Raw genomic sequence first — 23,505 nt, 5'->3', positions numbered from 1 at the left:
TCTATATCTACAAAATATTGGTTCAAGCTGATGGAGCAACAGATCAGGTCAAACAAAGTAGTGAATTTCAAAAGCTAGTTATTTTAAAATAAAAGTATAAGGGTTCGGGAGCTTGATTTAGGCTTATACTAGACCAAGTTCCCATTCTTTTAAGAGAATCGTATGATTTTTGATGCAACGAGATCATGTTTATTTTTAAACCTTTTACTCTTCTAAAAAATATATAGAATCGAAGCCATAAAGTACAGTTTTATTTGTACTTTTGAGGGTAAAATCAAAAAATCCGCATATATGTAAAGAACTTTACTTCAAGGAATCATTTTTAAAGTAAAACGTCAGCAAGCTATATTCTTTTTCTTGTTTACTATTGTTTTCAATAGTGGTCAACCGCACAAACCAACGAGTATTGAATTGCCTGAAAGAACGATTACAAACCAAAACAGTAATGACAAACAATAATTCTTATATGAAGATGACGATTCTAAGAAGTTGCCTTATTATCATAGCAACACTTACTCTTATTCAAACCAAAACAACAGCACAAAATACAATTGATTGCCCATTTAGTGGTGCCTCTGCGGATGGTTCAGATTGTAACAACACTATTATTACAGCCGTTCCCTTTTTAAGAATTGTGCCTGATGCACGTTTTGGAGGAATGGGGGATGTTGGCATTGCAATGCCTGCTGATGCAAACTCAATGCATTTTAATGCTTCTGCATTAACTTTTGCCCCAAAAGATTTTAGCATTTCTGCTACCTTTACACCTTGGTTGCGTGCCTTGGGTCTAAACGATGTATTTTTAGCTTATTTATCAGCTTACAAACAAGTTGATTATTTCCAAACCATAGGAGCTAGTTTGCGTTTTTTCTCTTTAGGACAAATTCAATACACTGATGACCAAGGAAATCCTTTGCAAACCGTTCGCCCTAATGAATTTGAGTTAGCAATTGCTTATTCTCGTAAATTAGGTAAAGAGTTTTCGGTAGGGTTTACCCCTAAATATATTTTCTCCAACCTTGGTACAGGCGCCGTTTCTGGTGGTCAAAACATGAGACCTGCCCATGGTTTTGCTGCTGACTTGTCGTTTACTTTCCGCAAACAAATGCAAATAGGCAAACAAAGAGAAGATTTAAAAGATCAAAAGAATGCTATTTTTACAGCAGGACTGGCTTTTTCTAATATTGGTACTAAAGTTTCTTACACACAATCAGCTAATCGTGACTATATTCCTGCTAACTTAGGTTTAGGTTTCTCTTTTGAGTATCAATTTGATAAACACAACTCGATTGTAGTGGGCTTAGACATCAACAAATTATTGGTTCCTACTCCTGTTCGTAGATTGCAATATGATGAAGATGGAAACGTTATTACTGATTCCAACGATAAACCAATTGAAAACCCTAATTACGATGCTGATGGAGATGGTGTAGCAGATTACAAGCAACAATCTGTTCCTGCCTCTATCTTTTCTTCTTTTGGAGATGCTCCAGGGGGTGCGGGAGAAGAATTTTCAGAGTTGATGTGGTCCGTAGGTTTAGAGTATTGGTACAACAAACAATTTGCTGTTCGTTTTGGTCACTACAACGAACATAAATTCAAAGGAAATCGCAAATTCTTTACAGTTGGTTTAGGGATTCGTTATAAGATATTTAACATTAATTTCTCTTATTTAATTCCTTCTCAAGCTGGACAACGCAATCCATTAGACAATACCTTACGTTTCTCTGTAATGTTCGATTTTGGAAAAGCACCAGACAAGAAAAAAAGAAAATAATAAGTAATCGTTCAAAAAAAATAAAATCACGTATTGATTTTAGAAAAATCATCCTGAAATAGTTCGGGATGATTTTTTTTATTTCCCTCTCTTTCTATTAGTGCTAAAAAACACTGCACATAAAAATAGCCAATAACTCACCACCTTTTATTGTTCACCTTTATTTATCTCCCTTCAAAACAGGCAGCAGCGTAACTAACTACTAATCAAATAAAACTAGACTATTTTTTGACTATGTTTCATCTCTGCTGCTAAAACGTTCTTAACGAATAAAGCTTAACACCCAACGAATACTACTCCATTCGCTTCAAATAAATATTTCATAAAACAACGTGTAATGTATTCTATATTTTTATGTACTCAATACAAATAGTTATACATCACCTTAATTTGTTTACAACATGAAATATTTAATCTTCTTTTTATTGACCGCAATCCTTCTATTCGGTTGCGATGATCAATCCGATAATCTCAGTAATCGTTTTGCTACGCTCGAAAAAGAGCAACTAAAAACCTATAGTCCAGCACAAATGAGAATTATGCTATCAGAACTTCAAACGACTCAACGGCTTCCCCAATGGGTTGAGGCAGTTGTAGACTGGATTAGAGATCAATTTGGCAGAGACCAAGATCCATTCGAAAGTGGTGGCTGTAGTGGTTCTGGAGGCTGCGGTCCTTGCTCAGGTTTTTGTGATGGAAAAAATCACTTTGGAGGAACAAGTAATGGAGGCTCATCAACGCTAAGTCAAGCAGACTATCAAGCTGGTTTGCGGCTCTATAAACTTACGTTGATGCACAACCAACAAACGGGAGAAGATAGATTATTGTTTGAATTTCCTCAAGGTTCAGACTTTATCAATAGCAACAATGAACTTATCATTCCTCAAGACATTTTCTTTTCTCCCCAAATGACACAGTTATACAACAGAAATAGCATTCAGCTTAAAGCTGGTGTTTATCCATTGGTATTTAACTCTAATAACATGGGACAAACCCTTGTTGACGCAAACATTAACTAAAAAATACATCCACAATTCTTTATACATACTGGTGGGAATTCCTAAAGCTACCTAAAATAAATGCAGGATTACTCTAATTAATCAAAAAATGAAATATTTAGTATTAGTGCTCTCTATTATGCTCTTGGCATTGGTTGCCTGTAATGAAGAACAAGAAAATCTAGTCAAAGAACAGGTTGCCAATAATGAGAGAATTGAACAGCCCAAATCAGGTGATTTAAAAATTTATGACAAGGGTGAAATTCAAGAAATTTTGACTAGTCTCCATAGCAATAGTCGTGTTCCTGGGTGGTGGGAAAAAGTCAAAAAATGGGTCAAAGAACATACAGGAACTCATACTTTTGATAATTGCCCCTATAGCAACCCCTGTGGTCCTTGCCCAGGCATGTGTATTATTGGTGGCATCTTTGATGGCGAAGATAATGGAAGCAATAACTTATCTCAAGCAGATTATCAAGCTGGTTTGCGTTTGATGGGACTGTCTATCGTAGTTAATCAGCAAACAGGTCAAGAAAAACTATTATTTGAGTTTGACCAAAATTCGGAGTTTCTTTATAATGGTCATTTGTATATCACACAAGATACTCCTTTCTCCAATCAAATGCTAGGGTATTACAATAGCAATAGTATTGTTATGAAAGCAGGTATCTACCCTGTTGTATTTAATTCTACAGGCAAAGGTGAAACTCTTGTTGATGCAATTATTCAATAATTCTTATGCTAAAAAACTACGAGCCAATCCTATTCTTGAGGACTGGCTCTTTTCTATATTAATAAGACCAAAGGTCATGTTCAAAATTAAATATTTCGGATTGAATCCGCTCCGATTCTAGCAATGCATTGACACCATTTTTGGTATAATCTTGAATTCTTCTGTCGTGAACATTACTCTCTTTTATAACATAAGAAGAAAATAACCGAGCTTCAAAAATATCATCCCAACTCAACCGAGCACCATCATTCATTGAGTTAAATGCTTCTGTTTTTGCAAAAGTATTGCGCAATTCTGGATAATAAGCCCAAAACATAGGTCCCGAATTTAACAAATTACCATCATCATCATAACGATTTATAATTGGAGCAATTCCCAATATTCGAACGCCTAATGTAGATGTTTCTTCGTCAAAATACCAAACTTCTTTGATACGATACTTTTTAATATCCTCCCAGTTCATTTCGTTGTTAACCACTATGATACTATCTCTAAACGTCTCTGGATCATAAATACTCACTGTATCACTAGAAGACATTAAACCTTGGATTTCTTCTTGAGTCAATGCTTGCGAAAACCGATCATCCCATGTATTATAAAGTGTAATATCACCTTCCTTTGCCGCATCCATAATGGTCGTAATTAAAGGACCATGAGGACTCACAAAAACATGATTCATTTTTTCTCTTGTATCAACTTCTCTCCAAATTCGTTTTTCCCAAAATACATCTTTCTCATGAATATAATCATAGGGTAAAGGCATTTTTTCTTTGTGTAAATAACGATCGTAAAAGCCATCTCTAGGCTTTTTACAGTTGTTACCATCCTTCTCATTAGATACTACACGTACCCCTGCTTCTGTCATATAAGTATTTTGAGCATTTAGAGTACCTATAAATACCAATAAACTGGTTGCAATAATTCCTGTTATTTTTGTGCTTGCGTTCATTTTATACAGCTTTTATTCTTGAATTGAAATATTGGTTGGGGATAAAACATACTTTTGTTTTAGGCAATTGTAGTGGATAATCCCCAATAGTTTTCTAGTGTAAAAATGTACGAATAAGCATCCATTTAAAAATTACAGCAATCACACCTTTTAGGTGTTTATTTCTTCTTGAAACGCCCTTATTTTTCAATTTATTATAATTCACAAAAAAAAATAACAGTTCATTAACTGTTATCCCTCTTTGTTGCTACATACGATTTACTGCGTGAGCGCTTTGCTTTTAGTTAGTTGCACTACTACTAGATAATACTCATTTTAAGAGCTTCGTTTCATAAGTTCGCTTAGCTAGCTCAGCAGACAAAAAAAGTCGACAACAAACCTCTGTTCGCTATCGACTTCTTTATAGATTGAATGGCATTATTTTACTTTACAGTAACTTCCCTTCAGAATATTTTGCATCAATAATCTTCGTCTATACCATAAATATCGGTATTGGTAGCATCACTTGCTTTATCAGGCTCGCCATTACTACCATCTGCAAACTGATTGTATTTCAAACAATCCATTTCTCGCTCAATGATCTCAGGAATAGGAAAACGAGATTTATAATCATAAACCTTATCCGCACGCAAAGAAGTATCTGCTTCCATGTTTAGCAAGATATTTTGGAAAATTGGTCGAGCCATTTTGGCACCTTGTCCATATCTTAGGCTTCTAAATCGGATGAACCGATCGTCACAACCAACCCATGTTCCAACTACTAAATCAGGAGTAATTCCCAAAAACCACCCATCTGCTTGGAAGTTAGTTGTTCCCGTTTTTCCACCATAAGAAGATTTCACCCCTCTCAAACGTCCACTTTGGATCTTTTGTAACATTTCATTCATTACATATGCCCCTTGTTCAGACAAAATAGATTCCGAACGCTGATCTTGTCCTGCGGAGTAGATCAAGTTACCATTTTTATCTTCGATTCGATCAATAAAAATAGGCTCTGTATATGTTCCTTTATTAGCAAAAATAGTATAGCCTCCTGCCATTTCAAAAGGCGACAAATTAGGCGTTCCCAAACAAATAGCAGCTGAGGCAGGCACACGCCCATCAGAGGTATCAATTCCGACATCAGCTAAGAAATTTCGGAATGGTTCGGGTCCCTTTAGCTCCTTCATTAAATAAGCAGAAACGGAGTTTAAAGAGCGATTCAATGCTTCCGTCAAAGTAATTTCATCGCCACTATAACCTCCAGCATTCTTGGGTGTCCAATCTGTCAATAACCCAAACTGCCCCTCTCCTTTCGAAATTGTCGTTGGTTGATCCCATACTTTAAAGCAAGGAGAATAGCCTTTTAAATCTACCGTCAAAGCATATAGAAAAGGCTTGATCGTCGATCCTACTTGACGAGCAGCTTGTTCTTTGTTCACATGGTCAAATTGAAAGTATTTGTGGCTAATTCCACCAACCCAAGCACGAACAGCACCAGAGACAGGTTCTACGGCAATCATTCCAGTCTGAAGGTGCATTCTATGATAACGGATAGAATCGAAAGGACTCATCAAAGTATCTTTTTCTCCTTTTTTGTTGTAAGCAAAAACCAGCATTTGAACAGGCTTTTTCATGTAATCCATGATCGCTTTATGCTGCTTCTGTAGAGAGTCAATAGCTTTGGTAGACAACACTTCTCTATACGTTTGAGCTTGATCTTCTGTAATAAATCCTGTTTCTTCCCATTTTTTCAACAAAGCTTTTCCATCTACTTTCGGAGAATAGCGATTTTTTTGCTTTGGGTTTTTCTCGTATTCTACAATTTGAAACAATCGATCAATATCAATATCTCTTAATTTTCTACGAACAGCTGTCGGCATTAATTTTTCTCGGACTCTTTGGTAACGATCGGTATTCCAAACTTGCTTTGCTAGGCTCAATCGACGCAATTCCATTTCTGCATCTGTATTTTGAGAGGTCTTGCGTGTCCAAGGATTCTTAATTTTAGAGCTAATTTTTGGATCAGGATGATTCCAATCTGACCAAGCTTCGAACAAATGTTTCTGATGTTCTTTTAAATGGTCTCTCACTGCTTTTTCGGCATGCACCTGAACCCTAGAATCAATCGTTGTATAAATTTTAAGACCATCTCTGTAAATATCGTAGGGTGTTCCATCTGGTTTTTGAAACTGAGGGTTATCCTTGGCTAATTGCACCAATAATCCTTTCAAATGATCTCTCAAGTACATTCTAAAGTAGGTTGCGATACCATCGTTGTGATCTTTAACCTGAAATTTGGACATATCCACTGGTTGCTTGCGCAATTCGTGATATCGAGCTTCTGTAATATGCCCTTTGATTTGCATATTTTTTAAAACTTGCTCTCGGCCTTTTGTAGCTCTTTCTGGATATTTTCTTGGATTGTATAACGATGGGTTTTTTAACATTCTCACCAACATAGCCGCCTCTGTAATCGTTAAATCGCGCGGATGTTTATCGTAATAAATCTCTGAAGCCGATTTAATTCCATTAGCACCATATAAGAAATCAAACTCATTAAAATAAAGCGCTATAATTTCCTGTTTGGTATAAGAACGTTCCAAACGAACGGCCGTCAACCATTCTTTTAATTTGGTAGAGACCAACAACCAAGAGCGTTTGACAAATCCTTTGTTCTTGGTATTGGGGCGCCCTACCAGTAGCTTAGCAAGTTGTTGAGAAATTGTACTTCCTCCCCCTGCATTACGCTGTTGTAGAATCAATGTTTTTACAAATACACGCGCCAATGCTTCAGCATCAATACCCGAGTGCTCTAAATAACGGGCATCTTCTGTAGCAATCAATGCATTAATCAAATGCGGCGACAAACTATCGTATTCTACAGGAGTACGGTTTTCAATATAGTATTTACCAAGAACCACATTATCAGAAGAATAAATATTAGAAGCAATCCTACTCCTTGGATTTTCCAACTCCTCGAAAGAAGGTAAATCAAAAGAAAGCATGACAAAAATTCCAATAGCGATAAAAATTCCTAAGGCATACAAACGCCACATCCATTTGATAAAACGCTTATACTTCGCAACTCTATCTTCTCTACCATCCAACTGAGCTCCATTAGAGCTGGATGACTCTTGTGCATCCTCTATATATTTAGGCATAACAGATTATTTTTTGGTGGCTCTTTTCAATAAATCAAAAAAGAGTACAAATTTCTAGTGACTGATATCTTTTCTTCAACAACAAAAAATTAGTAGACGGTTAAATGATTATTTGTCAAAATTTTATCAAGATTATAACCAACGACTGACACCTTTACTATGTTTTGTATTAAACTTTTGATGATCAATTTTACAGTCCTTACAAAGTACTCTCCGTTAACGGTCATTTTACATTGCCTATACAAAACTTCATTAAATAACCTTTACTAGCTAAAGGCGCTGTCCACTAAATAATTATTCCTACAAAGATAAAAAAAGAATTGGCATCTCTTTCTAGAAGAAATGCCAATTTTATCAATAGGTTGAATCTATTATTTATCGGTAATGCTGCTCAAAAAAGGAGCTATACAAGTGAAATTTTTGTGTGGTCATAGCAATACCATAGTTTTCGCTAGAGATAGCATATATAGTATATCCCTTGGCTTTGGGCAAAAATTCAGGATTAGACCTAGCATCAACAACATATTTCATGGCTGCATCGGCATTAGGGTAAGCCCCTCGAACAATTAACGAAGGCGTACTTCCATCTACTAAGATAGAAGAAACTTGTAGTTTTTTGTTGAGGTGAAACTTATTATTATATTCTGTCAAAGGTGCTCGGAATTGATTCACTTTTGTTTTTTTATCATTAAATACAATCAAAATAAAGTGCTTTATGTTTTTGTTTACTTTGTATGGGCTTTTTCCATCTGTCGCACTATTATTGTTAATAGCATTCCCTCCTTTTCTTCCCTTACCACCTGTCAAGATAGCAATCATTTCTTTAGCCTGCTTTTCCTCTTTGGTATCAGGAAAACTAGTCACAATTACTCGAAGCGCTTTAATATAATCTTTTTCCCCTTTCATGCCTCCCACACACATAGCTTCTAGAATTGCAAAACGAGCTTTCATTTCATAATTATTGCCAAACTCTGTAGGGATAGCACGCACACGTCCTAATGCCTTTTCCGTTTCGCCATCCTGAATCATAGCATAGGTATCGTCGTAGTATTTGTTTATTTTTTCATACTTTAATCGTTCAGAATTTGCAAATTCTGGATCACTCAACACCTTGGCAATATTCGAATCAGGATACTTTTTCAAGATTTCATTTTTGTAATAATTAGCCTTGCTCGTGTTATTTTTTTCAGAATAAATATTATAAGCCAAGAACATCCCTTCTACCGTATAAGCATTGTCAGGGTATTTAGCGACAAGTTCTTGTATCAACTCCAAAGCTTTATCTGTTCGTCCAAGATCTTCTCGGTAGTGTTCTGCTGCTTTGTACACAGCTTCTCCAATTTTTGCTTTGGTTGATGCAACTTCTTGATCATTATTAGGAACCCCCTTCTTTTTTAGATAAGCATCAATTTCAGCTTGTGTTTTAGGCTCAACAGTAGCGATATCATCCGCATCTGTATTGACATCCTCTTCTCTATCAGAACGTCTCCAGTTGTCTACCCATGCCCGATCATTCCAACGTTTTTCAAACTCTCTTTCTCCTTTTTTTCTTAGAGAAGCGTTGTATAATGGAAATTTAGACTTTTGCATTTCTATATCTGAAATTGTAATTTTTCCAGCTACCGAACGTGTATTATTGCGTCTAGGCAATGGTCTCTCACCATCCATCGGTTGAGCAGCCATACTTCTTCCTTCTCGGTTTCTAAATCCTTTAGCACCAGAAGCAGGAGCGGCTACTTGACTTTTAGAAGTGAACTGAGAATTTAACTCCTCCATTTCCATTCCTTTTACAGCCCAAGCCTCTTGTTGTTTTCGCTCCCAAGACCCTACAATCAACATACTATCCTTGTCTTCTTTTATAGCAACATATTTGGCAACACCTTCCAACCTACGTTTGTACATTTCGGTTGAAGCATAGCGTTCATCACTTTTGTCCATTGCTTGCATCGTCGTATCATAGTAAGCATAAGACTTCACGAAATCATCTTTTTCATAAAATAGTTCTGCCAATAACAAGGCTCCCTCAACACGTTGTGTATTTGAAGCACTGTAATTTAAGGACTGTTGTAATGCCAAAATTCCTTCTTCTTTATTCCCTGATTTTAATTTAATCTTGGCAAGGGCAAAATAAATTTGATCTTTATATTCTTCATTCTTTGAATCACGCAACATACGTTTTAAGGCTATTTCTGGATCGACTACTTTTTTGCCAGAGGCAGAAGCAGCATTCATAGCCATATTCAAACGAGCATTAAACTCCATTTCATAACTAGGGCGTAAACGCAATATTTTATGGAAATTTTCCATCGCCAGTTGGTTGTTATTTTGCATTTGATACAACTGCCCCAAGATATATACATAACGATTTTTGATGGTCTTCTTTTTGGTTCCCTTAACAGCAGCTTCCAAGGGTTCAATTGCTTTTACATACTCTTTTTGAACAATCCAATTATAAGCACTTACAGCGTGAACTTCTGAGCGCAATTTTTTAGGAACTTTTTTATCGTTCTCTAATTGACGCAAATAGAACCCTGCATCATCATATTGTCCTAGCTCAATATAAGTTTTCGCTAACCAAAGCATTGATTGATAACGTACAGGGCGGTGTTTCAAACCATATTTGATTGGTTTTTCTTCTTCCTCATCATCAGAGTTACCGTTAGGCTTTTTCTTGCCTTTTGTACTTTTTTTCTTTTTGCGTTTCTTTTTCTTGCGTTTCTTGCGCTTTTTTCCTCTACGTTTTTTCTTCTTTTTTTTCTTTTTGAGTTTCTCTAATTCTCTTTCTACATTTTCTGGATGATATTTGTCTACAACATATTTGAAGGTATTGGCAGCTCGTTCATATTCTTTTTGTAAAAACTCTGCCTGCCCCATCAAATGGTAGCTATCATCTGTCCAATTACCAATTTCATGCAACTTAATATTTCGAGCACATTTTGTAATCGCCTCATCCAATGGTTGTTTTACTGCATTAACATCTGTGACAGCAGCATAAGGATACATCTCTAATAATTTATTGTAATTATCCTTATGTTGGCTATTTAGCGTACTAAAACTCTCTTCAACACGTAAGTTGGCATTATAATAGGCATTATACCGACCAGTTAAATTATGATAAGGTTTGGTAGCTAAATTCTGCTTAGCACATCCTGCCAATAGAATGATGGTGAGGCTGATACTACCAAAGAATAGAAATAGACTTTTCATGCAATGAATCGTTTTGCTTTTGTAATGATGGGTCAATGCGTTTGTCGCTTGTAATTTGTCTTTTGATTAATAACGATGATCATCAATAAAGTTGTATGGTTTGCTCTGCTGATTTTTTCTTTATCTGCATCATTGTTAATCAAAAATAAAAAGTTTCATCAACTTTTATCTCTTCTATTCATACAACTGTTTTGTATTTTGTTATATACATCAACAGAATAGCCTAATTTAGAAATAGCTATCGTCTTATTACCTTTGATATCGGCAAAATATTACGATCCCAAATGATCAAAGGATATATATTTGTTGTAGACATAAAACAAGCACATACTATCTACAAAAATACGCTCTTTATTTAACTTTTGCTGCTTTGTTCTTATTTTTTAACGAAAGAGTAAGAGTTTATGTGATAATTCCCCCTATTCTTTTTGTACTTTTGCCATCCGTATATAAAATTTAAAGGGGTAGATGTAGAATTGCAGATATCGATGCATTTTATAGTTTCCTCTCTATTCATAAAGTTTAGTGGTCTGTTGATTAACTAATATGCCTCTTTATAAAAGAGTTTTAAGCAGACGATTGATTTATAATAACGTAAAACAACAAGCTTTTAGTTAAGAAGTTGTTCAAAATAAAAAATTCTCATGTTTAAGTGGATTGATGGTAAGTACCGTCTGGTTTTAATGAACGATGAAACCTTTCAAGAAGAGCGTTCTTTTCGCTTGCTTCCATTTAATGTTGCTGCAACTGTTGGAGCAATTATTATGACTGTAAGTCTAGTCACTATTTTACTTTTAGTTTTGACACCATTAGGTCGAATTGTGCCAGAAAGAAGCAATCAAAATATTCGTTCTCAAATTAGTCAAATCTATGTTCAAATTGATTCTCTAGAACAAGCGATTGATGATAGGGATGCTTTCATTTTGAAAGTGAAAGATTTAGTCTATGAAAAATTTGAATACGAGGATAGTGTTGAAGACCCTGCCAATAAAAAAACGGGGCAAAATGTAGAAGTACCTCAAAAATCAGATGAGCTAAAAGCACTAATGGAAAGTGTAGATAACGAGGCGGAACTTGGCAATTTGATTGAAAATACCTTGCAAGCAGACGCTGATATCAGCAATATGATTTTTATGGCTCCAATCAAAGGGATGGTTTCAGATACTTTTGCTCCTAGTCGTGGTCATTATGGAACGGACATCATTGCCCCCAAAGGCGCTGTTATCAAAGCAACTCAAAAAGGAACCGTCATTGTTGCAACTTGGTCGGCAGAAACAGGTCATATGTTAGCCATTCAACACGATAACAATGTGGTTTCATTTTACAAACACAATTCTTCTTTACTAAAAAAAGCAGGCGATATTATTGATGCAGGGGAAGGGATTGCTATTATTGGAAATACAGGCGAAATGACGGAAGGACCGCACCTTCACTTTGAGATGTGGTTTAATGGTCAACCTATCAACGCCGAGCGTTATATTGATTTTAAGAATTAATAATAACGATATATAGTCAATCTTTCGTTGATTTTTTAGTTTGGTTTTAATAATCAAGCTAAAAAATCAACAAACTCATACCATTTGTAGTGGTACAACGATTACAAATCCCTAGACATAAATACTCGATAAGCAATCAACAAAAACAAACCTGTATAAGCAATTGTGATTCCTGTCGCTAGATCGTAAGGCAATATAATATTTGCAATATCTTGATCAAAAGAAGGCAGTTTTTTAGCCATATAAAATGGTACCACATCCCAAGCCGCACTTCCTGGAAAGTAGCTTCCCCAATAAAGGTTATCCAATAGATTTAGAAACACTAAATAACGAATAATACGCTCTATAATAAGGACATAAGCAAAAAATATGATCATTGCCAAACCACTGCGCTTAAAGATAACAGCTAACATTAGAGCAAAGCTCATATAAAACATATTTTGCACAAAGAAACGCCAAATGGCATCTATTTCATGCCCCCAAGGACTACCATAGCCACCTGCTAACCAACCAAAAATAAATGCAACAATAGCCATATAGATTGTCGCTACAAACGCTAGAAGTGTCATCATAATAATCTTTCCCAATAGAAAAGATCGACGCTCCATACCTGTAATTAGATTTTGGCGCATGGTCTTGAAACTATGCTCTGAGGTGATCATCCAGATAGAAATGTAAATCAACAGAAAAAACGTCAACCAACTTGCCCAATAAGATACGGTATCCCAAATATTCGGAAAAATATAAAACGACTGTATAATAGCCATTTCAGAGCCACCACCTGCCGATGGTTTTATCATTGATTTTATGGTTAAGTATAACAACGGCAACAAAACAAAGTACATTCCTGCTGCTATCTTAAAAGCACGATTGGGAGCTAATTTTTTCCACTCTAATTGTAATAAGTGTATCATTGATTTTTATTCTTTGTTGGCTAATTGACCACAAGCAGCATCAATATCTTTTCCACGAGATCGACGCAAAGTAATGGCAACTCCATTTTTTCTCAAGAATTGAGCAAATTGCTCCATTTTATCTTCTCCTGCCTTCGTAAAGTCAACACCACTTACGGGATTGTATTCTATGACATTAACTTTTACGGTAGGTACTTGTCGACACAACTTCAACATTTTTTTAGCATCGTCAAGGGTATCATTAAATCCATCAAAAGCAATATACTCAAAAGTTATTTTACTATCTTTTGTTTTATTATAAAAATAACGCAATGCCTCTGTCAATGTCTTCAAATTATTACTCTCATTGATCGCCATAATTGAATTCCTTTTTTCATCATCGGCTGCGTGTAGAGACAACGCTAAATTAACTCTTGTTCCATCATCGGCTAATTTTTTAATCATTTTAGCAATGCCCGCTGTACTTATCGTGATTCTGCGAGGTGCCATGTTCAACCCAGCTTCTGAAGTCAACATTGCTACACTTCTCATCACTGGTTTATAAGCCAATAAAGGCTCTCCCATTCCCATGTATACCACATTTGTAATCGGGTGGTTATAATGTGCTTGGCATTTTACATTGACCTTTACCACTTGATCATAAATCTCTGCTGCTGTCAAATTTCTCAACCGATCCATTTGACCTGTTGCACAAAACTTGCAAGCTAAACTACATCCTACTTGCGATGAGATACAAACCGTGTATCGATCTTGTGCAGGAACTGGAATTAATACAGACTCTACCAAATGACCATCGTGTAGCTTGAATCGACACTTGATGGTACCGTCAGCACTTACTTGAGATAGATCTTCTGTAATAGGCAAAATGACAAAAGCTTCTTTCAAACTCTCTCTCAACTTCTTAGAGAGATTTGTCATATCGTCAAATGAATAGGCACTTTTTTTCCATAGCCATTCGTATACTTGCTTGGCTCTAAACTTAGACTCTCCTATTCCGACAAAAAAACGAACTAAGTCTTCTAGGCTTAATTCTCTTATATCTTTCTTTTCCATTTTATTGTATTAATTCCTCTTGCAATTCACTTCAGTTGCAAAGGTACGATATTATTATTAATAGATGTAGGTTATAAATAGTTTCCTATGATTCAAAAAATGCCTACAATTCCCTTTTACTCCAATCACATGAGCCACAAACTTTATATTAAACCTTCATCTGCTAGACTTGTATAAGAATTGCCTGCAATAATGAGATGATCCAAAACTGTAATATCTAAATATTGTCCTGCTTCCTTAATTTTATTTGTAATCGAAATATCAGCCTTGCTAGGATTCAAGTTATCAGAAGGGTGGTTATGCCCTAAGATAATACTGGCGACCAATGGATTGGCAACCACAGCACGGTATATTTTTTTGACATCAACAACAGTTCCAGCTACCCCTCCTACGCTAATGTAAATTCGGTCGATGACTCGATTCGCTTGATTAAGTAATAAAACAACAAACTCCTCGTGCGGCAAATCCATTAAGTCTGCCACTAAAACCTTGTATGCATCTGTACTTTGAGTAATCTTAGGTTTTTGAACCAAAGGAGTAGCTTGGCGACGGATTCCTAATTCTAAGGCAGCAGAAATTGTAATTGCCTTAGCAGGACCAATCCCTTTAAAACCTTGTAACTCTTCAATGCTTCGCTTGCCCAATTCATTGAGATTGTTATTCGTAGAGTTTAAAATGCGCTGCGCCAAGCCAACAGCCGACTCTGACGCCGAACCTGAACCTAATAAAATAGCTATCAGTTCTGCATTTGACAAATGCTTTCGACCACGTTGCAACATTTTTTCTCTAGGTCGATCTTCTAAGGCCCATGATTTAATAGAGGTAAATTCGGTTGAGTTGGGATATGCCATAGTTTTTTAATTTCAATCGCAGGCTCTTATAGTCAATTAATCAAGAAACAAGCCTAATACTCAATTTAATCTTGACAATCGATTAGAACCTATCCATAGTTTTAATAAATCTTAGTATTTTTACATGTTTTAGGAAAACTCCTTCTACGGCAAGAATCAGCAAAATGTTTGAAAAAGCACTAAACATTTTATACCAGAAAGATGATAGAGTCTAAAGACTCTAAAAAAAATGAACTAGTTGAACAGAAAAATGAAAACATTCTACTTATTGTTAATTGGCTTCTTAAGCAGCTCCCTATTACAAGGGCAAGATACTTTGTTATTACAAGCAACCCCCAAAGCAGGTTTTTATAAAACAGGAATGGCTGTTGAGTTAAAAGCAAGCAATCCTTCTGCTACTATTTATTATACAACAAATGGTAATCGCCCAAGTCTACAGTCCAAACGTTATCAAGGACCTATACTGGTAGACTCTACTGCTGTTATCAAAGCATTGGCAGTTAATAATGACAAAAAAAGTGTTGTAATCACAAACAGCTATTTTATCGGGGAAGATTCCATCTCATTGCCTGTTTTATCACTTTCAATCCAACCCTACGTCCTCTTTGATCCTGTCAAAGGGCTCTTCAAACGTGGTCCCAAAGCTTCTCCTCGTTTCCCGCATAAGGGAGCCAATTATTACTCTAGAAAAGAATATCCTTGTTATATCGAAATTTTTGAAACCGATAAGGAGCGCGTTTTTGAAGGAGATCTTGGCTTCAAAATATTTGGAGGTATGAGTCGCATTTTTCCTCAAAAGTCCTTTTCGCTATATGCTAGCAAATCTAGATATGGCAATAAATATATTCGCCATCGTATCTTTCCAGAAAAAAAACAAAAAAAATACAAACGATTGGTGTTGCGCAATTCTGGTAGTGATTTTGGGGAGACTCACTTTAGAGATGCTTTAATTACTAGTTTTGGAAAAGATATTGGCTTAGAGGTACAAGCTTATCGCCCCGCCATTGTTTTTATTAATGGGGAATATTGGGGCATTTATAACTTTCGAGAAAAATTGACTCGGCATTATCTAGTAGAGAATTTTGGGTATCACAAAGATAGTGTCAACTTGGTCGAACATCGCAAAAGTGTGCAAGCAGGTAGTAGAAAAACGTATGATGCCATGCGCTTGTTTATGCGTAATAATAGCTTGGCAAGCCAAGAAAATTTTGATTATATCAATACCCAAATGGATGTAGAAAATTTCATGGAATATGAAATCCTTCAAATTTATATCGATAACCAAGATGCTGGTGGAAACATCAAGTTTTGGCGACCGATGAAAGAAGGAGGGCGTTGGCGTTGGATTTTGTTTGACACAGATTTTGGACTAGGACACTACGGTCGCTATGGCTTCCGAAACAATAGCTTAGCATTTCATACGCGCCCAGATGGTCCAGGGTGGCCCAATCCACCTTGGAGTACTTTAAATTTGCGTTCGCTTCTACAAAACAAGAATTTCCAAGCACAGTTTGTCTCTAGGTTTTTGGATCGTTTAAACACCACTTTTGATTCTACCAGTATTATTCCTAGAATTGATGAAATGGCTGCTGTGATTCTTCCCGAATTACCTAGACATTGGAAGCGTTGGGACCTAACATCCAAACGTTGGTACAAGGAAGTAGACCGCATGAAAGAATTTGTCAAAAAACGCCCAGAATATATGCGGGCGTTTTTGCGAGAACGTTTTCCACAATATGGTAGAGATGTCGTTTTTAAGGTTCAAATAGACAGTTGTGGTACCGTTGAATTAAATGAAGTTGTTGATGTACAACATCAATTCAGAGGCATTTATTTCCAGAAACTTCCTGTTACAGTAAAGGCAAAGCCTTATTTTGGTTGCCAATTTTCTCATTGGGAAATGGATAATGAACGCATGGATGGAAAAGAATTGAACATTCGATTTTCCGATACATTACATACGCTAAAAGCCATTTTTATCAAAGGAGAACACCCTGCTGTACAACAAATGATTATCAATGAAATAAGTTGTGCTGATACGGCTTCAGGTGATTGGATTGAATTTTACAATGACTCAGACAATGATTTGGATATTACAGGTTGGAACATTGTAAGCACGAACAATGACGTTTTTGTTTTTCCTTCTGCAACAATCAAAGCAAAAGATTACATTGTTGTTTGCAAAGATGAAAAACGTTTTCAAAATGCGTTTCCTTCTTGCAAAAACTTTATTGGTGGTTTGCCTTTTGGCTTGAGTTCAAACAAAGATATTGTCATGCTTTATGACGATGAATACAATCCTGTCGATAGTATTGGATATAATTTCCCCAAAGATTCTGTCGGATTAATTCAAACAATTGTACTAAGAGATTATCACTTGGATAATAATCATATTCAAAGTTGGGAAAAGCTACAACGTGCCGGTAGCCCTGCTTCTGTCAACCCCGATTATATAAAGGTTAAAGAACGAAAAGACTGGGAACGTTTCTTAGAATATGTAAAAATTGGTGGCGTCACTGCTGCTATTTTTATTCTAATTGTTGCTGCCTATATCATGGTTAGAAAGCAATTTAAACGCTCTAGATAGTTTTTTTCTGCCCTTCTTCTATTAAAAGCCAAATCAACCTTCCTTTGATTTGGCTTTTTCATTCTCTTTTTCTATCTTGAAATATATTTCCCATGTTTATGTCCCATTTTTACTAGTTTTTATAACTGCACCCTATTTTTTACATGATAAAGTTACCGCTTAATTCTTAATCAAAATTCATAGCGTTACTTAACCATTAAAAAAGATGGTTTGAAGAAGGGATCAATGGAACAAAACAATCATACAGGGGATGAATACCAAGAGGTAATCTTTAAGAATACCTACTGCCTTAGTATAGGGGTATCTGCCATTGGTTTTTTGGTCAATGCACTATATCTCCAAAATTTCACGATTGCCAACTTAGCTCTTCTATATGCCTTTTTATTGTCTTGTGTCTATTATTTTAATCGAAACAAGAATGTTCAATTGGGTATCCATTCCTTTATCATACTTTCTTTAGTTACCATCAATATTTCTTGGTTTTTCACCAACGGCTTATCAGGATCTTCTCCTTTTATGTTTATCATATTTTCTATTATGGTAACGAGTATGGTATCGCTGAAAAATTTTCTTTATTTCTTAGCACTTATTGTTGGTAATATTCTTGCATTGATACTCATTCAGCAGTATTACCCATCTATTGTCATCAATACTAGCCTTTCTACCCAAAACATAGATTTAGCATTTTTAACTGTCATCACTATTTTATTGTCTAATGCAGCCATTGTCTATTTCAAAGTCATTGATAGAAAAAGACAAACTACACTAAAAGAAAAAAATCTTAATCTGATTACTTCTAAGAAAGAACTAGAATTAGCAAAGGAAAAAGCCGAAGAAGCCAATGAGGTTAAATCTAATTTTCTGTCGGTTATGAGCCATGAAATTCGAACTCCTCTGAATGCTATTTTAGGGATTTCCAATTTACTCAATCAGTATCAATATGATAGTCAAGAAAAAACCGAACTAGTTGATGCTCTTAGCAATTCTACACACGATTTGTTAAACTTACTCAATGATGTATTAGAGTTTAATAAATTGGAAATGGGACATATTGAGCTAGAACTAGCTGGTATCAACATCTTGAATTTGCTCAAAGATATCAAGCGAAATTTCTTAAAAAAAGCTCAATCTAAAAATAACCAAATTATCCTTAATACAATTGGCAAGATACCTCCTTCTATCTTAGTTGACGAACCCAAACTACGCCAAGTATTCAACAATCTTCTTTCTAATGCAATAAAATATACTTCTTCTGGAACAATAGAGATCAATATTCAACACCTTCAATCATCTGAAAATAAAACAAGTTTGTTGTTTGAAGTCAAAGATACGGGCATTGGAATTCCAGTAGACCATCATCATAAAATTTTCCAAGAATTTAATCCTATTCCCTTAACTAAAAAACGCAGTTCAGATGGTCTTGGATTGGGGCTAACAATTACTGCGGGATTATTGCAACTCATGGACAGTCGCATACAGGTTGAGAGTAATCCTAATCAAGGAACACGTTTTTACTTTACCTTAGAGTGTTCAACGCCACCTGCTGAAAATATTCCTAGCCCAACGGAAGACAATATTGACGATGCCAAAATACTTATAGTAGAGGATAACAAAACCAATGTTTTGGTATTGACTCACTTTTTAAAAAAATGGGGTATTGCTTACGAAATAGCTTGGAATGGTCTAGAGGCACTTTCTTATTTTCAAGAAGATTCCTTTAGCCTTATTCTAATGGACATGCAAATGCCTGTTATGGACGGTTTTGAAGCAACTGCTGCCATTCGAAAAGACGATTATACTATTCCGATTATTGCTCTAACAGCGTCTGCCACTTCACATGAGAAGGAAAAAGCAAAAACAGCTGGTGTTAACGACTATATTACCAAACCTTTTGACCCTAAACATTTACTAAGAGTTATTCAAAAATACACCCTTCTAGCAGAGTAAACTATTAAGGTCTGTGTGCTTTTATAAATTCAGTTGGGTCTAAATACCCATTATAATAACTAGAATAACCTCCCCCTACTTCCATCTCTACACTATCTCTAATTTCTAGGTGCAAATGTGCATAATAAGCTCCGTTGGCATTTCCAATGGTAGCAATTTGTTGCCCTCTTTTGACACCTTGATTAGACTGCACCAACATACTATCGCAATGCGCATAAAGTGCTTCAACGTATGTTGTATCATCCAATTGATGCATGACACGTACTATTTTCCCCCAACCACTACCAATATCCTTTGCAAATACCACATAACCGTTAGCAATCGAATAAATTGGATCTCCTAAATCTGAATCACCGCCAGTTACAGCATTCCAATCATCCCCTAAATGGTCATTTTTTCGAAAAGGCTGAGCATTATAATACCCTTTTCCATCTGGTTTTCCTACTGGAAAATCGAATCCATCACAACGATAAGACGGATAAGTCAAAAAATAGCGCTCCCACTTGCTTAGAGTATCTTTCTTTATAGTTTGAGAGGGGTCCAACACTGGATCAACCTCTGTCGTTGTAGTTTTATTTTCGAAACAAGCAATCAAAATAAAGACCATTCCAATTCCTGTTAATAACTTTGTTAAGAAGCTTTTTTGTTTTGGTTTAACCATTCTTTCAAATTTTTGTATCCCTCTGCATCCAAGGCATTGTGATCAATGTCGTATTCATCTAGAGGCAAGTATTTTAGAGCTGCTATTCGGATTCTATTGAGTTGGTATCCTCCAAAATCTACTTCAAGTTGATACTTTAGCTCTTTTAAAAATTGTTGAGGGGTGCTATCCAAGCGTTGATAAGTGTATTGTTTGACTAACGTTTTAATTTCATGGACAAATGTCGGCTCAAATATTTGCTTCAAGGTTTCCTTTTCGACAGCCCCTGTACCTCCGTAAGTCCTAGCAACCTGTAATACATCCCAATTCGTATGTTGAATTTGTACAAAAAATGTTAACTGAAGCTCGACACGTATATTATCTTGTGTTAAAACACTTTGTTCTCCAATCAAACTAATCAAAACTCGTTGTTCTTTGATATTAATTTTCTCCACTCGATGCACCAAAGGATAAGCAAAAAAACTACCTCTAAAATAAACCTTATCACCTCCCACTCCCCAACGAATGAGTGCAAATCCCTCTTTGACTTGATAAAAAGCATTGCTCCAAATCAACCAAGTTACAATGCTTACGATTCCAATTATTAATCCTATCATTTGTTAATAAATTATAAAACTTGTCTAGAACCTATCAATCTTGGTCAAGGTGCATCCTTATTCTTTTTTGTAATTCAGGAACGACAGATTCTTGAAACCAAGGATTTTTAGACAACCAAAATCGATTTCTAGGAGATGGATGCGGCAACGGAATTTGAGTTGGCAAGTATGCCTTGTAGTTTTTCACTGTTTCCGTTAAATTTTTCTTTTTTGCATTTCCCAAATAATATTTCTGCGCATACTGTCCAATTAACAAGGTCAACTCTACAGATGGCATTTGCTCTAATAGTGCCTGATGCCATAACGGGGCACATTCTGGTCTAGGTGGTAAATCTCCTGTCTTTCCTTTTCCTGGATAACAAAACCCCATCGGTACAATAGCGATACGGGTTGCATCATAAAACACACTTTCATCTACTCCCATCCACTTTCTCAATTGCACTCCACTAGGGTCATCCCACGGAATACCTGACTCATGCACTCTTTTCCCAGGGGCTTGTCCGACTATTAAGATCTTACTTTTTGGATTTGCTACTACTACTGGATTAGGTCCTAAGTCTAAATATTCTTTACAAACAGCACACTCCTTTATTTCCTTTAATATTTTTTCCATACATACTATTCCATAATACTCCGTTGATTATTTTATGAGATCGCTTCGCTTAGTTACCTACGGTGCTACTACGATTTTATAACGGAGTAATGATTTCAATAAGATACCATACTGGTTCTCTCTTTATTACTAGCAATCACTATGGTTTCATTTTTAGCTCCATTTCATATTGGTTAATGCTATTCTCCATGCCTAAGTAACGCAAGGTTTGCAATATATCCGTTCGTTTAGCATCAATATTAATAGTCCTAATTGTTCTACTTACTTGAGCGATGCCATCAAAAAGAAGTTGCCAATCCTCTTGTTGATTCGTTTTATAAATCTCAAATTGAGGTAAATTTCCAGATTGTTCATTGATAACAAAAAAGCCAATTTTTTCTTTAGCCAAAGAAAAAACCTCGTAACAGGTATAAGTGCCCTTTGAACTCAATTGTATTGCTCTATTGGAATTGTCCCAAGCATACCAATTAGCTTGTGGATTGGTAATTTTTTCAAAATCAATTTTATGGATTGTTGTTTCATAATTTGAAACCTCCAATTTTCCTGTAAAACAGAGGTACTCCTTTGTAATCGAAAAGCCGATTCGTTCATACACTCGAATGGCACGGCTGTTTTCTTGAATAACTTCCAGTGCACAACAAGTTACCCCTTTTTGTTGCAAGATAGGAAAAGCATAAGCATACAGTTGGTCAACTATTTTCTGACCACGGTATTTTTTTATCACCCCTGTTCCTGTATTAAACGCCACTCTATGAGTCCCCCTTTCATCAATTCCGTTAATAATAAAAGCAATTAACTCTCCTTGGTCAAACATCCCGAAAGAACACGTCCAGTCTACTCTAGCCGCCTGATAGCGATGTTTCCAATAAGTTGTATCAGAAGGCATTTTTAAAAAATACTCCTCAAACGCCATCAACATAGCAAAAACAATTTCTTCTAATGAGCAGTTACTCAAATCTCTTATTTCCATCCTTAGTTACTTTTTATGCAATTTGACTTTTCGATAAAAAAAGAAAGAAAAAACACTCGCTGTTAAAATAAATAGCACGACAAAACCCAAATATTGCAGCCCACTTCGTTGATGAATAGCATCCTCCAAAGCCAATAAAATTAGCCCATCTGTCAGACGTTGAATCCCCCAAATGGCATTCATATGTGCCATAGATTTATCCAAGTAATTCTGTGCTGCCACTGTTTTTACCCAAACCCGAATAGAATCTCCTTCTTTTAACTGGTGAATATCTGGGTGCGTAATTTCCAAAAGCTTCCCCGCCAGAACATATTCTACATCGCTATCCTCTAACCTAAAACGCAAGCCAACATCTTCCCCATATTCGTCCTTAGATATCATTAAGACACCTTGTACAACTCCCTCTTTGGTTGTAAAATCAGTTTGTTTGGTTGTATGATAACCAATAAAAATATAAGCTCCTACCAGCGAGCTAATGATAACAAGTCCATAGAACAATAGAATTAATTGGTGGCGCATATTGTTAAAATTTAAACTGTTGTTATGGGGTAGTACTTCGCGGAGAGGAGTAAACAGCTTTAAAGATTCTAAAATAATACTTGTTGTTTGAATCCTCTTTATACAATGCAATATATTGTTTATTTTTAAACAAATATAAAACAGCTCTAAAATGCAATGGGATTTTCTCTTTGATTACAATATCTTTTGCAGCTAATATCTCCCACCCTCCATTGTATTCCCCATCAGTATGTGTCACTCTAAACCCTTTGTATAAAGCATCTTCATCACTTTCTGGCTTTTCTATAAAAATATAAATCCCATTTTGAAAGCTAAGATTGTTTACCGATGCTTTGGCAAAAGAGTCAAGGGTGTTTTCGTAGCTTTTGTAGCTTGTATTTTGCGCCTGTACAGAGGTTATCGATATACAGATTAGAAATATGGTGTAAAAAAAGTCCTTCATCCATTATAAATTTTGTTTCCTACTGTCAGGTATATTGTAGAAGTCAATT

At 35.8% G+C, this 23,505-nt stretch carries 18 protein-coding genes; 6 read left to right on the top strand and 12 right to left on the bottom strand.

Annotated elements, in window-relative coordinates; translation table 11 throughout:
• Positions 1-445 precede the first annotated feature (445 nt).
• The 3 genes from porV to CG11_RS17075 all read left to right on the top strand — a co-directional run bounded on the left by porV (position 446) and on the right by CG11_RS17075 (position 3,508).
• Positions 446-1,777: a type IX secretion system outer membrane channel protein PorV gene (gene porV / locus CG11_RS17085; RefSeq protein WP_052598018.1), complete on the top strand. Its 1,332-nt coding sequence runs from the start codon at positions 446-448 to the stop codon at positions 1,775-1,777.
• A 401-nt stretch (positions 1,778-2,178) separates the two neighbouring features.
• Positions 2,179-2,796: a hypothetical protein gene (locus CG11_RS17080; protein WP_052598017.1), complete on the top strand. Its 618-nt coding sequence runs from the start codon at positions 2,179-2,181 to the stop codon at positions 2,794-2,796.
• Between the two features lie 88 nt (positions 2,797-2,884).
• Positions 2,885-3,508 (top strand): hypothetical protein, encoded by a 624-nt coding sequence (locus tag CG11_RS17075; RefSeq protein WP_052598016.1) that lies wholly within the window; start codon positions 2,885-2,887, stop codon positions 3,506-3,508.
• 58 nt (positions 3,509-3,566) lie between these two features.
• On the opposite strand, the gene gldN is transcribed toward CG11_RS17075, so the two are convergent.
• The 3 genes from gldN to CG11_RS17060 form a co-directional block, all read right to left on the bottom strand.
• Positions 3,567-4,457 carry a gliding motility protein GldN gene (gene gldN / locus CG11_RS17070; protein ID WP_052598015.1) on the bottom strand — a complete coding sequence of 297 codons (891 nt, stop codon included), beginning with the start codon at positions 4,455-4,457 and terminating at the stop codon, positions 3,567-3,569.
• A gap of 458 nt (positions 4,458-4,915) precedes the next feature.
• A complete protein-coding gene (locus CG11_RS17065; RefSeq protein WP_052598014.1) occupies positions 4,916-7,600 on the bottom strand; it encodes a transglycosylase domain-containing protein in 2,685 nt (894 codons plus the stop codon).
• A gap of 375 nt (positions 7,601-7,975) precedes the next feature.
• Entirely contained in the window at positions 7,976-10,807 is a 2,832-nt protein-coding gene (locus CG11_RS17060; protein WP_052598013.1) for a tetratricopeptide repeat protein, read from the bottom strand.
• A 644-nt stretch (positions 10,808-11,451) separates the two neighbouring features.
• On the opposite strand from CG11_RS17060, the gene CG11_RS17055 reads away from it, so the two are divergent.
• Positions 11,452-12,303 carry a M23 family metallopeptidase gene (locus CG11_RS17055; RefSeq protein WP_052598012.1) on the top strand — a complete coding sequence of 284 codons (852 nt, stop codon included), beginning with the start codon at positions 11,452-11,454 and terminating at the stop codon, positions 12,301-12,303.
• A gap of 101 nt (positions 12,304-12,404) precedes the next feature.
• Here CG11_RS17055 and CG11_RS17050 read toward each other — a convergent pair whose 3' ends face one another.
• The 3 genes from CG11_RS17050 to radC all read right to left on the bottom strand — a co-directional run bounded on the left by CG11_RS17050 (position 12,405) and on the right by radC (position 15,121).
• Positions 12,405-13,217: an ABC transporter permease gene (locus CG11_RS17050; protein WP_052598011.1), complete on the bottom strand. Its 813-nt coding sequence runs from the start codon at positions 13,215-13,217 to the stop codon at positions 12,405-12,407.
• Between the two features lie 6 nt (positions 13,218-13,223).
• Positions 13,224-14,270 carry a 23S rRNA (adenine(2503)-C(2))-methyltransferase RlmN gene (rlmN, locus tag CG11_RS17045; RefSeq protein WP_052598010.1) on the bottom strand — a complete coding sequence of 349 codons (1,047 nt, stop codon included), beginning with the start codon at positions 14,268-14,270 and terminating at the stop codon, positions 13,224-13,226.
• A 143-nt stretch (positions 14,271-14,413) separates the two neighbouring features.
• On the bottom strand, positions 14,414-15,121 hold the full coding sequence (gene radC / locus CG11_RS17040) for a DNA repair protein RadC (RefSeq protein WP_052598009.1): 708 nt from the start codon (positions 15,119-15,121) through the stop codon (positions 14,414-14,416).
• 250 nt (positions 15,122-15,371) lie between these two features.
• Between radC and CG11_RS17035 the strand changes: the two genes are divergently transcribed.
• On the top strand, positions 15,372-17,708 hold the full coding sequence (locus CG11_RS17035) for a CotH kinase family protein (RefSeq protein ID WP_052598008.1): 2,337 nt from the start codon (positions 15,372-15,374) through the stop codon (positions 17,706-17,708).
• Positions 17,709-17,918: 210 nt separating this feature from the next.
• A complete protein-coding gene (locus CG11_RS17030) occupies positions 17,919-19,655 on the top strand; it encodes a response regulator (RefSeq protein ID WP_156039808.1) in 1,737 nt (578 codons plus the stop codon).
• Positions 19,656-19,659: 4 nt separating this feature from the next.
• Here CG11_RS17030 and CG11_RS17025 read toward each other — a convergent pair whose 3' ends face one another.
• The 6 genes from CG11_RS17025 to CG11_RS17000 form a co-directional block, all read right to left on the bottom strand.
• Positions 19,660-20,316 (bottom strand): M23 family metallopeptidase, encoded by a 657-nt coding sequence (locus tag CG11_RS17025; protein WP_063833132.1) that lies wholly within the window; start codon positions 20,314-20,316, stop codon positions 19,660-19,662.
• Positions 20,286-20,912 (bottom strand): SPFH domain-containing protein, encoded by a 627-nt coding sequence (locus CG11_RS17020; protein ID WP_052598006.1) that lies wholly within the window; start codon positions 20,910-20,912, stop codon positions 20,286-20,288. Before CG11_RS17020 ends, CG11_RS17025 begins: the two co-directional genes overlap by 31 nt.
• A gap of 34 nt (positions 20,913-20,946) precedes the next feature.
• A complete protein-coding gene (locus CG11_RS17015; RefSeq protein WP_052598005.1) occupies positions 20,947-21,525 on the bottom strand; it encodes a uracil-DNA glycosylase family protein in 579 nt (192 codons plus the stop codon).
• A gap of 139 nt (positions 21,526-21,664) precedes the next feature.
• Positions 21,665-22,495, bottom strand: coding sequence for a GNAT family N-acetyltransferase (locus tag CG11_RS17010; RefSeq protein WP_052598004.1), 831 nt, complete (start codon positions 22,493-22,495; stop codon positions 21,665-21,667).
• 6 nt (positions 22,496-22,501) lie between these two features.
• Positions 22,502-23,014, bottom strand: coding sequence for a hypothetical protein (locus tag CG11_RS17005; protein ID WP_052598003.1), 513 nt, complete (start codon positions 23,012-23,014; stop codon positions 22,502-22,504).
• Between the two features lie 22 nt (positions 23,015-23,036).
• Positions 23,037-23,456 carry a hypothetical protein gene (locus CG11_RS17000; RefSeq protein ID WP_052598002.1) on the bottom strand — a complete coding sequence of 140 codons (420 nt, stop codon included), beginning with the start codon at positions 23,454-23,456 and terminating at the stop codon, positions 23,037-23,039.
• Positions 23,457-23,505: the final 49 nt, after the last annotated feature.

Source organism: Aureispira sp. CCB-QB1 (assembly GCF_000724545.1).
GTDB lineage: Bacteria > Bacteroidota > Bacteroidia > Chitinophagales > Saprospiraceae > Aureispira.
Note: the sequence above shows the minus strand (reverse complement) of the source record. Positions and strands in the feature narration are given on the sequence as shown.

Bases quoted from the DNA above. Each gene is read 5' to 3' on its own strand.
- porV (WP_052598018.1), top strand. From the start codon at position 446: ATGACAAACAATAATTCTTATATGAAGATGACGATTCTAAGAAGTTGC.
- CG11_RS17080 (WP_052598017.1), top strand. From the start codon at position 2,179: ATGAAATATTTAATCTTCTTTTTATTGACCGCAATCCTTCTATTCGGT.
- CG11_RS17075 (WP_052598016.1), top strand. From the start codon at position 2,885: ATGAAATATTTAGTATTAGTGCTCTCTATTATGCTCTTGGCATTGGTT.
- gldN (WP_052598015.1), bottom strand. From the start codon at position 4,457: ATGAACGCAAGCACAAAAATAACAGGAATTATTGCAACCAGTTTATTG.
- CG11_RS17065 (WP_052598014.1), bottom strand. From the start codon at position 7,600: ATGCCTAAATATATAGAGGATGCACAAGAGTCATCCAGCTCTAATGGA.
- CG11_RS17060 (WP_052598013.1), bottom strand. From the start codon at position 10,807: ATGAAAAGTCTATTTCTATTCTTTGGTAGTATCAGCCTCACCATCATT.
- CG11_RS17055 (WP_052598012.1), top strand. From the start codon at position 11,452: ATGTTTAAGTGGATTGATGGTAAGTACCGTCTGGTTTTAATGAACGAT.
- CG11_RS17050 (WP_052598011.1), bottom strand. From the start codon at position 13,217: ATGATACACTTATTACAATTAGAGTGGAAAAAATTAGCTCCCAATCGT.
- rlmN (WP_052598010.1), bottom strand. From the start codon at position 14,270: ATGGAAAAGAAAGATATAAGAGAATTAAGCCTAGAAGACTTAGTTCGT.
- radC (WP_052598009.1), bottom strand. From the start codon at position 15,121: ATGGCATATCCCAACTCAACCGAATTTACCTCTATTAAATCATGGGCC.
- CG11_RS17035 (WP_052598008.1), top strand. From the start codon at position 15,372: ATGAAAACATTCTACTTATTGTTAATTGGCTTCTTAAGCAGCTCCCTA.
- CG11_RS17025 (WP_063833132.1), bottom strand. From the start codon at position 20,316: ATGGTTAAACCAAAACAAAAAAGCTTCTTAACAAAGTTATTAACAGGA.
- CG11_RS17020 (WP_052598006.1), bottom strand. From the start codon at position 20,912: ATGATAGGATTAATAATTGGAATCGTAAGCATTGTAACTTGGTTGATT.
- CG11_RS17015 (WP_052598005.1), bottom strand. From the start codon at position 21,525: ATGGAAAAAATATTAAAGGAAATAAAGGAGTGTGCTGTTTGTAAAGAA.
- CG11_RS17010 (WP_052598004.1), bottom strand. From the start codon at position 22,495: ATGGAAATAAGAGATTTGAGTAACTGCTCATTAGAAGAAATTGTTTTT.
- CG11_RS17005 (WP_052598003.1), bottom strand. From the start codon at position 23,014: ATGCGCCACCAATTAATTCTATTGTTCTATGGACTTGTTATCATTAGC.
- CG11_RS17000 (WP_052598002.1), bottom strand. From the start codon at position 23,456: ATGAAGGACTTTTTTTACACCATATTTCTAATCTGTATATCGATAACC.